Annotated in this window: 8 protein-coding genes, 1 tRNA gene and 2 pseudogenes; 6 read left to right on the plus strand and 5 right to left on the minus strand. The window is 43.6% G+C overall.

All coding sequences use genetic code 11. The features are described from left to right. The first annotated feature begins 223 nt into the window (after nt 1-223). Both FE394_RS18495 and FE394_RS18500 read left to right on the plus strand, forming a co-directional pair. A complete protein-coding gene (locus FE394_RS18495; RefSeq protein ID WP_319927802.1) occupies nt 224-742 on the plus strand; it encodes a hypothetical protein in 519 nt (172 codons plus the stop codon). Nucleotides 743-758: 16 nt separating this feature from the next. Further along, a complete protein-coding gene (locus FE394_RS18500; RefSeq protein WP_319927803.1) occupies nt 759-1,301 on the plus strand; it encodes a DUF5384 family protein in 543 nt (180 codons plus the stop codon). A 94-nt stretch (nt 1,302-1,395) separates the two neighbouring features. Here FE394_RS18500 and tsaD read toward each other — a convergent pair whose 3' ends face one another. Next, entirely contained in the window at nt 1,396-2,445 is a 1,050-nt protein-coding gene (gene tsaD, locus FE394_RS18505) for a tRNA (adenosine(37)-N6)-threonylcarbamoyltransferase complex transferase subunit TsaD (protein WP_319927804.1), read from the minus strand. A gap of 455 nt (nt 2,446-2,900) precedes the next feature. On the opposite strand from tsaD, the gene rpsU reads away from it, so the two are divergent. From rpsU to rpoD, 3 genes are all read left to right on the plus strand, one after another. After that, nucleotides 2,901-3,116 (plus strand): 30S ribosomal protein S21, encoded by a 216-nt coding sequence (gene rpsU, locus FE394_RS18510; protein ID WP_001144069.1) that lies wholly within the window; start codon nt 2,901-2,903, stop codon nt 3,114-3,116. A gap of 114 nt (nt 3,117-3,230) precedes the next feature. Next, nucleotides 3,231-4,979, plus strand: a complete 1,749-nt coding sequence (gene dnaG, locus FE394_RS18515) for a DNA primase (protein ID WP_319927805.1) — start codon at nt 3,231-3,233, stop codon at nt 4,977-4,979. Nucleotides 4,980-5,252: 273 nt separating this feature from the next. Beyond that, nucleotides 5,253-7,106 carry an RNA polymerase sigma factor RpoD gene (gene rpoD, locus FE394_RS18520; protein WP_319927806.1) on the plus strand — a complete coding sequence of 618 codons (1,854 nt, stop codon included), beginning with the start codon at nt 5,253-5,255 and terminating at the stop codon, nt 7,104-7,106. Between the two features lie 70 nt (nt 7,107-7,176). Here rpoD and FE394_RS18525 read toward each other — a convergent pair whose 3' ends face one another. Next, nucleotides 7,177-7,842, minus strand: coding sequence for a GNAT family N-acetyltransferase (locus FE394_RS18525; RefSeq protein ID WP_319927807.1), 666 nt, complete (start codon nt 7,840-7,842; stop codon nt 7,177-7,179). A gap of 393 nt (nt 7,843-8,235) precedes the next feature. Between FE394_RS18525 and FE394_RS18530 the strand changes: the two genes are divergently transcribed. Further along, a tRNA-Ile gene (locus FE394_RS18530) sits at nt 8,236-8,311 on the plus strand. 198 nt (nt 8,312-8,509) lie between these two features. Here the strand turns inward: FE394_RS18530 and FE394_RS18535 are convergent. The 3 genes and pseudogenes from FE394_RS18535 to FE394_RS18545 form a co-directional block, all read right to left on the minus strand. Next, a pseudogene (locus FE394_RS18535) lies at nt 8,510-8,707 on the minus strand (helix-turn-helix domain-containing protein); the annotation flags it as partial. A 130-nt stretch (nt 8,708-8,837) separates the two neighbouring features. Next, nucleotides 8,838-9,458 carry a phage baseplate protein gene (locus FE394_RS18540; protein WP_319927808.1) on the minus strand — a complete coding sequence of 207 codons (621 nt, stop codon included), beginning with the start codon at nt 9,456-9,458 and terminating at the stop codon, nt 8,838-8,840. Nucleotides 9,459-9,828: 370 nt separating this feature from the next. Continuing rightward, nucleotides 9,829-10,152: pseudogene (locus tag FE394_RS18545) on the minus strand (terminase TerL endonuclease subunit); the annotation flags it as partial. Nucleotides 10,153-10,173 lie beyond the last annotated feature (21 nt).

The raw sequence follows: 10,173 nt of genomic DNA on the forward strand, positions 1-10,173 counted from the left end.
TGGCTAAAGCCATAAAAAAAGCAGGAAGGAGAGATTGAAACACTCCTTCCTGTCAGAATGATTAACTTCGCTGTCAACAAGGCCTCCTCAGTTTCCCTTCAGTATCAAATAACGCCCCATCCTAAATCAATTGAATATCAGATTTATATAATATTGTTCTTTATCATAAAAGAATGCACTATTACCTCCTTTTTGGAGTTTAGTAGGTATTAGGTATATAGAAGTGAAAATTAAATCATTATGTATCTCAGCAATCGCAGCCTTTGCAATTATCATCAGCGGATGCCAATCTAATGCTGATTCATTTGCAGCAGATGTTTATGACACAACGCAATTAAACGGAAAACAAGAAACAAAAACCGTCAATCTTATTTCTGTTCTTCCTGCCAGAATCGCGGTAGAAAATAAATCAAATAAAAACGCAGCCCAAACATTTGGCGCCATTCTTGGTGCTGTCGCAGGGGGTGTCGTAGGTTATAACGCAGGTAGTACAGGTTCTCATGCAGGTATTGCTGCCGGAGCCATAGGTGGTGGTGCCCTTGGTGCAGCCGCCGGCTCAATGGTAAATGATAAAGTCATCGTTGAAGGCGTTTCCCTGACCTACAAAGAAAAAAATAAGATTTACACTTCTACTCAGGTTGGCCGCATATGCCAGTTCACCCCGGGAGTGGCTCTCGTTATTACCACCAAACAAAATGAAACGCGCATTCAACCAAATGCGACTTGCCCTGATAAAAAATAATAAATAGGTAAACGATATGGTTAAGGGAATCCTGATTTCATCTTTGCTGGTCACTCTGTCCACACCCGTTTTTGCTTCATCTCTTCAAGACCAACTTGCTGTAATTGCCCAAGCTGAAAATGAAGGAAAAGCAGAAGAGCAAAGACAACACGAAGCTCAACAGGCTAAATTAGAACGAGCAGCCAGAGCAGAAAGAGAAAAAAAACAAAAAGAAGCGGCTGCCAGAGCAAACAAAATCAAGAAGCAAGAAGCGATTCGAGCTGCTGAAAAACAAAAAGTGATCGCTGAGGCAAAAGTGGATAAAAAACGCGATCAGGATTATGAGGATGAACTGCGCAAACTCGAAATCGAGATGAAAAAACTCGAACTGGAGAAACGTTCAGCCAGAGTGAAACGTGAAAACGATTACATTGACCAAGAGTTGAAAACTCAAGCAGCAAAAACGGATGTTATCCAATCTGAAGCTGATGTTAACCGTAATTTATCAACCGGTGGCAAAGCTCTGTTGGAAAGCGAAGGCAGGGCTCGCGAGAAGAAATCCAGTAGCTGGTTCAACTAAGCAAGCTCCCGGTACTTTAGCTGGATCTTCAAAACGTAATTCCCTATTGAGCACCATTATGGTGCTCAATCTGTATAGCGCAATGAATTGATTGTCATTTTTTCAATGCAGGCAGATCTGCCAACGGCCAACGGGCTTTCACTGTTACGCCTAACTCCCCCGTCGTTTCGCCTTGCAAGCGGATCATGCCAGCCAGTGCGATCATTGCACCATTATCAGTACAGAATTCCGGGCGGGCATAGAAGGCTTCGCCTCCCAGCTTCTCCAGCAATTCCTGCATTTTTGCTCGCAATGTCCGGTTAGCACTCACTCCCCCGGCCATCACCAGACGCTTAAATCCTGTCTGTTCCAATGCTCGTTTGCATTTAATCGCTAAGGTATCTACCACTGCGTCTTCAAAAGCACGGGCGATATCCGCCTTAGTTTGTTCATCCTCAGCAGTATCATTGCCGTGAATATTATTGCGGATATTATTGCGTATCGTATTGGCAGCGAATGTTTTCAGACCGGAGAAACTGAAATCCAGCCCCGGACGATCTGTCATCGGACGAGGGAAAACAAAACGTCCTGCTTTACCCTGTTGCGCCATACGGGAAAGCAGAGGGCCTCCCGGATAATCCAACCCGAGCAACTTAGCGGTTTTATCGAAAGCTTCACCTGCTGCGTCATCAATGGATTCGCCCAACAGTTTATACTCACCAATACCCGTCACGCTGATAAGCTGGGTGTGACCACCAGAAACCAGTAAGGCAACAAAAGGAAATTCAGGGCTATTTTCTTCCAGCATCGGAGCCAGCAAATGCCCTTCCATATGATGCACAGGAATAGCCGGCACATCCCACGCAAATGCCAGTGAACGCCCGATAGTTGCCCCGACCAGCAACGCACCGACCAAACCAGGCCCCGCAGTATAAGCAACCGCATCAATGTCTTTACTCGTCAGGCCCGCTTCCTGCAAAGCCGCCTGAATCAAGGGAACCGTTTTACGAATGTGATCCCGGGACGCCAGTTCAGGCACAACACCGCCATAATCAGCATGTAGCTTGACCTGACTGTACAATTGATTCGCTAGTAGACCGGCTTTGTCATCATAAATTGCGATTCCGGTTTCATCGCAAGACGTTTCTATACCTAAAACTCGCATTGCACTATTTCGTCTTCTTCGTCTTCGTCTCGTTATTTACTATTCGTCTCGTTGCTTTTCGTTTCAACGAAATGAAGGACATACACCTTAGTATTCCTCTCAACGGGCGCCAGTGTAACATTATCTACATAATACTCTATGTAATACTGCCTATTTATATACTTCACGGATTCAGCATTCATGCCACTATAACGATTACATGCTGGCTATTTTTTCTGTTTAGTCTATAATCAATGCCCTACTTGAAAATCCTGTGTGGTTAATGTTAATAACTCTGGCGTCGGGTTGCTTTTTTATATACGAAAAGCATCCTATAATCCGTGGTGTTATAGGTTTCAATTTGTCTCGGCACTTTACAAAGCCGTGTTCATTGAAGTAAAATTCCGCACCATTTTAAAGACGGCTGGCACTATCGCGCCAGCGAAAAACCCGATTTCTATTGAGGTGAAAGGCACATGCCAGTAATTAAAGTACGTGAAAACGAGCCATTTGACGTAGCACTGCGTCGCTTTAAGCGTTCTTGCGAAAAAGCAGGCGTATTAGCAGAAGTTCGTCGTCGTGAATTCTATGAAAAACCAACGACTGAGCGCAAACGCGCTAAAGCTTCTGCTGTTAAGCGTCACGCTAAGAAGCTAGCTCGTGAAAACGCACGCCGCACTCGTTTGTACTAATCCTTGCGGTCAATCCGCTTAGTGGTTGTATTAACAAACTACTGCAGTTAAAGGCCGTGCTTTCCCAGAGAAAGCGCGGCTTATTCTCGTTCATCAACAGGCGTAAAAGGGCTTATGGCTGGACGAATTCCACGCGCATTTATCAATGACTTATTAGCAAGAACCGATATCATTGATTTGATCGATGTCAGGGTGCCTCTCAAAAAGAAAGGCAAAAATCATCAAGCGTGTTGTCCTTTTCATAACGAAAAAACCCCTTCATTCACTGTTAATGGCGATAAACAGTTTTACCATTGCTTCGGTTGTGGTGCTCATGGCAATGCCATTGATTTTTTGATTAATTACGACAGGCTGGATTTTGTCGAATCGATCGAAGAACTGGCAGCAATGCACGGGCTGGAAGTTCCCTATGAAGCAGGCTCCGGCGGCGGTCAAATCGAACGTCACCAGAGGCAAAATCTTTATCAGCTGATGGAGAAGCTCAACAGCTTCTATCAGCAGTCACTGAATGCGCCCGGAGCTCAGCCAGCCTGGCAATATCTGACTCAACGTGGACTTAGTGAAGAAATAATCCAACGTTTCGCTATCGGTTTTGCGCCTGCGGGATGGGATAATGCCCTGAAGCGGTTTGCCCATAACGTTGAAGATCGCAAACAACTAAACGATGCGGGAATGTTGGTCACTAACGATAATGGCCGCACTTATGATCGTTTCCGCGAACGAGTGATGTTCCCGATCCGCGATCGCCGTGGTCGTGTAATCGCATTCGGAGGCAGGGTACTGGGAGATGCACTTCCTAAATACCTGAACTCACCGGAAACAGAAATTTTTCATAAAGGGCGCCAGTTATATGGTCTTTATGAAGCACAGCAGAACCACGATACGCTTTCAAAGCTCTTGGTGGTTGAAGGCTATATGGATGTTGTTGCGCTGGCTCAGTTTGACATTGACTATGCTGTGGCTTCGCTGGGGACATCTACAACTGCCGAACACATTCAGCTACTTTACCGGACAACGGATAATGTGATCTGTTGCTACGATGGCGACCGTGCAGGTCGTGATGCCGCATGGCGGGCACTCGAAACTGCGCTGCCCTATCTGAATGATGGCCGGCAATTGCGTTTTATGTTCTTGCCTGATGGTGAGGATCCCGACTCATTGATTCGTAAAGAAGGCCGGGAAATATTCGAGCAGAGAATGGAAAAAGCCTTAACCTTATCGGCATTTTTGTTCGAATCATTATTACCACAGGTTGATTTAAGTAACCCGGAAGGAACAACCAAGCTCAGTTCGCTAGCTATGCCTCTGATCAGTCAAATTCCAGGGGAGACACTGCGACTCTATTTGCTTAAAGAACTTGGGAATCGGTTAGGTACACCTGATACAACACAATTGGAACGATTTCTGGCAAAACTTGTCAAAAAAGATACCGGTACATATCAGGCGCTAAAACTGAAACCAACAACAATGCGAATTCTTATCGCATTGCTGGTGCAGAATCCGCATTTAGCGACATTAGTTCCTTCATTACAGGGAATGTTTTCTGCTCCGATAGCGGGATTACCGTTATTCATAGAGCTTGTCGACATGTGCCTTGCCCAGCCAGGTTTAACCACAGGGCAACTTTTGGAGCAGTATCGCGATAATAAATACGCAAAACAGCTTGAAAAACTCGCTGCATGGAACGATATACAGGTAGAAGAGATTGCTGAAAAAACATTCAGCGATGCACTGAACCATCTTTTCGCGTCAGCACTTGATGAACGTTTTAATTTTCTGATGGCCAAAGAAAGAACAGAAGGGCTTACACCAGAAGAGCGCGAAGAAGTCCGGTTAATTACGGAGTCCGGCACGAGGAAATAAGAATCTGCCTCAGCAAGATTATATTACTTAGCTCGCTTACTCAATAAAGCATGTTAAAAATATAGCTTGATGAAACAGGTTCTGAATCGACATACATAGAACACAGACACTGAATTCACGGCTTAAATGCCGCATTAGGTAGGGAGATAGCCCTACCATTGCCGCTATTGAGGGCAGCGGCAATACAATGAAAACGCCCCCGAAAATGTTATTGTTGGCATATTTTTTCGCCGACTGACACCAACCAATACTCTGAAGTGTGGATACCGTCTTATGGAGCAAAACCCGCAGTCACAGCTAAAGCTACTTGTCACCCGAGGTAAGGAGCAAGGCTATCTGACCTATGCTGAGGTCAATGACCATCTGCCGGAAGATATCGTCGATTCTGATCAGATAGAAGATATCATCCAAATGATCAATGACATGGGCATTCAGGTAATGGAAGAAGCACCTGATGCTGATGACCTCATGTTGGCAGAAAACACAAACGACACCGATGAAGACGCGGCGGAAGCGGCTGCTCAAGTGTTATCCAGTGTCGAATCAGAAATCGGTCGTACTACCGATCCTGTTCGCATGTACATGCGCGAAATGGGTACGGTGGAACTCCTGACTCGCGAAGGTGAGATTGACATTGCAAAACGCATTGAAGATGGCATCAACCAAGTACAGTGCTCCGTTGCCGAATACCCTGAAGCAATTACTTACCTGCTTGAACAGTACGATCGCGTCGAAGCGGGCGAAAGCCGCCTGTCCGACTTGATCACAGGCTTCGTTGATCCGAATGCAGAAGAAGATCTCGCACCAACCGCTACTCACGTTGGTTCAGAACTTCCTCAGAAAGAACTCGACGACGAAGATGAAGAAGAAGATGAAGAAAATCAGGATGATGATTCTGATAGCGAAGATGATAACAGCATCGATCCGGAATTGGCTCGCGAGAAGTTTCAGGAATTGCGTGTACAATATGAAGTTACCCGTCAGTCAATTAAGCAGCACGGACGCAGCCATCCAAATACTGCAGCAGAAATATTGACCCTGTCTGAAGTATTCAAACAATTCCGTTTAGTACCAAAACAGTTTGATTATCTGGTCAACAATATGCGCTCCATGATGGATCGCGTACGTCTTCAAGAGCGTCAAATCATGAAGATGTGTGTTGAACAGTGCAAAATGCCGAAGAAAAACTTCATCACACTGTTCTCTGGCAATGAAACTACTGATACATGGTTCACCGCTGCAAAAGCAATGAACAAACCATGGTCTGATAAGTTGCTGGAAATTCAAGAAGACGTTATTCGTAGCCTGCAAAAGTTACGTCATATCGAAGAAGAAACCGGTCTGACCATTGAGCAGGTCAAAGATATCAACCGCCGCATGTCCATCGGTGAAGCAAAAGCCCGCCGTGCGAAAAAAGAGATGGTTGAGGCCAACCTGCGTCTGGTTATTTCGATTGCGAAGAAATATACCAACCGTGGCTTGCAATTCCTCGACCTGATTCAGGAAGGTAATATCGGCCTGATGAAAGCGGTTGATAAATTTGAATACCGTCGTGGTTACAAATTCTCAACTTACGCGACATGGTGGATCCGTCAGGCAATCACCCGTTCTATCGCTGATCAGGCGCGTACCATCCGTATTCCGGTACATATGATTGAAACCATCAACAAACTCAATCGTATCTCCCGCCAGATGTTGCAGGAAATGGGGCGTGAACCTTCACCGGAAGAGCTGGCAGAACGTATGCTGATGCCAGAAGACAAGATCCGCAAAGTACTGAAAATCGCTAAAGAGCCAATCTCCATGGAAACACCAGTGGGTGATGATGAAGATTCACATCTGGGCGATTTCATTGAAGATACGACTCTCGAGCTGCCGTTGGATTCCGCAACTTCAGAAAGCCTGCGCTCTGCAACTAACGATGTGTTGGCTGGCCTGACCGCGCGTGAAGCGAAAGTTCTGCGTATGCGTTTTGGTATCGATATGAATACCGACCATACATTGGAAGAAGTAGGTAAGCAGTTCGATGTAACCCGTGAACGTATTCGTCAGATTGAAGCGAAAGCACTACGTAAACTGCGTCATCCAAGCCGTTCCGAAGTACTTCGCAGCTTCCTTGATGACTAATCAAAGAATTTGCTGATAAACCTGAAAAAGCGTCTGTTCCGGCAGACGCTTTTTTATTAACGATTGCACATTATTCGCGGAAGAATGCATAATGTTTAAACAGTGGATTAAATCCCATACGTGCGTATGATGGACATCTTGCTGGAACACCATCAAGATACCACTCTTTCACCCCCTGTCGTTTAGATTCACTCAAAACATGACGCATCAAGGCTGTAGCATATCCCTTACCCTGCATGTCGACTAAAGTCCCAAGATCGTCAAGACGAGCACGATCCTTCACTCGTGATAGCGTTATTGCACTTACTGGTTTTTCATCGACATATAATGCATAGTGCTGAAACTGTTTTCCGGCCAGAAGTGCTGCTTCATGGCACTTCTGGTATTGTGATTCAATATCTTGTCCTACATTAAAAGCATTACCTATTGGTGTCGCCCAATCGACTAAACAGTGATTGACGCACCTGACATCATGCTCACTGTGCAAACTATCTTCTATCTGCCAATTTTCAAGATCGAGCCGCATTGATATCAGTAAACTTTCGGTATCATAAACAAACCCAGCTTGACTACTCATCTCCTGAATATGTTTATATCCTCCAGCAGTCACAATACTAAAAGGCTGTTCACACCTTTCTTCCATTAACCGAATACCCGTTTCTAACGCTTTACCGACACTCGGATCGTCCTTGGTTACCAACAAGAAATTAAAAAGCGGACTATTTATCCCCGTCACATATGCCCACACATGTTCGCTAACATGTTGATGGATCTGACTTATGGATGAGTAAAAATAATCTTCAAGTCTTAAATGGTTTAAAATGTGTACTGAAGTATTATGATTATTCATATCAACTCACAAAGTGTATTATGGGAAACAGTAAAAATATGGAACTATGGAACGTATAAACTAAAACAGTAATACCTTAATCAGGCTACAACAAAGTATACTAATTAATCATAAAATCTATCAAAAAATAGACAGATATCACCAGAATAGCTCAAGATTACTCATAGAATTCTTAAATAATATGAAAATATACTGATCGTTGTATATAAAACACGCATATGAATTTTAGGGGGCTAGACCTAAGACCAAACTGTACCGTATAATCCCTCTCACTCTAACGGCCCCTTAGCTCAGTGGTTAGAGCAGGCGACTCATAATCGCTTGGTCGCTGGTTCAAGTCCAGCAGGGGCCACCAGAATTATCAAGGGGTTGCATCAAAAGTGCGACCCCTTAGTTTTTTCTAGGATACCCATAGGATACCTTCTGGCAGTAGCATTATGTATAACCGATTAACATCGCTACGGTAATGAAGCGTTCTCGTATTTCCCTCTGTGACACTTATCACATTCCTTGAACATTAAGACGCCCAGATAAATAACAAACAGATGGGTGATTATTCCAATGGTTTATTGCGTACTTTACGCTCAATAAGTTGACCATATGAATCAAAGTAACGGCTAGGCCAAATTTCAGAGGGATGTATTTCAAGATAGTTAGCGATAATCCATTCGCCTTTAGGCCACGGGCGAGAAAGTGTATTCGCTAATGTTGATGAACTGAGTCCCGCTTCACGGGAAACAGCTGCTAAGGACAAGGCGGTTTATCCCTGATATCAATAGAGAACGGAAGAGTTATTTGAGGTAGAGAATAGCAGAAGGGACGTGGAAAACCGCCCCAATGAAGTGCTTCGAAAGTTAGGTACCCAGCTAACACAAAGTTCTTTATTCTAATCTATACCATCCCATCAACATAATATAACCATTGGTAATATTGATTATTTCCCTGTTACCAGTATTTGATGTTGTTCCAGAAACAGTATGGTGATGGGCACCAATATTTACAGAATGAGCATGATTGCCCTGAGTATCTGTGTATGCAACTTTATAATCATTTGTATACTTAGCTCCGATAATTGATACTCCTTTCTGAATATACCCACCCCATACAGGTTCCTGACTTTTATCATATGATAATGCCGTAGCATGTTTATGATCACCCGCAACACTGGTTGATTTTATTCCATAATCAAATGAATCTGTTGTAGCTGAAAATGAGTGATTATGAGGAGGGAGTTGCGAAGCTTTCAGTGTGATAGTATCATTTCCTCCTATTGATAAAATATCGGAACCATCTAAAGCTCCCAGTCTGATAGTTTTATTTTCACCAATATATTTCCAGACTGTGTCAGGGAATAGGATATTTGGATCTTTACTTTGAGCAAAAAATGTAACAATCCCAATAGGATATAATATATCAATAGTTACAGCATGTTTTTCCAGTTCTAACGCCAATTCATCTTCAGATAACGTTTTTATTGTACGCTTCTTATTTTGAATGCTCATATTGATTCCTCATGTATTAACAACGTAGATTGTTAGTTAAGCCAAAGAGGTTTAATTGGATATATCTTTGGCAATATGAGGCGGTGGGATACTTCTCCGCCTGTGAACATCAATAAAATCAGTTCATCAATACTGGAGAGTACGGCTTGGCTAAATTCAGCTGGTTAATATTTGGTAAGTTGTATGCTTTGATAGCAGAATGGCACAAAATAACAGATGGTCAATAATAAAATCTATCAAATAACTGATAAAACTTGATGCTATAAAGGTGAGATATTCTATAAAGATGGTTGAAATACCAAACATCATAGTTAGTTAATTATTAATAATTTTTTCTCAGTAATAGAAACAAGTAAAGTCCATGAATTAACTAAATGCCGTCAAAGTTAGCCAATCGCTGTTGTTGTTCCTCGCTTAAGCTAAACGCAAACCCTTCATGCTCAATCTGCCATGTGCCAAAACACATCAGGAACGCTATCGCAGGGTCAATCTTGTTTGCGGATTTCTTCTTATTCGGTTTGATATTGGCGTTCGCGTCGGTTTCCATCACCACATTGGACATTGCCCACGCCAGCACCGGATCGCCATTGTGACGAATAACCTTTCGATTTACGAACACCTCGGCAGATTTAGCCACCGGACTAAAGCGCAGATAGGTTTGCGGGAAAGGTTCAATATCCAGACCTGCGCCCTGTTGTAGCGGTCAAGCATTTCC

Origin of the sequence: Xenorhabdus littoralis, from assembly GCF_033949345.1 — a bacterium.
In the GTDB taxonomy this organism is placed as follows: Bacteria; Pseudomonadota; Gammaproteobacteria; order Enterobacterales; family Enterobacteriaceae; genus Xenorhabdus; species Xenorhabdus littoralis.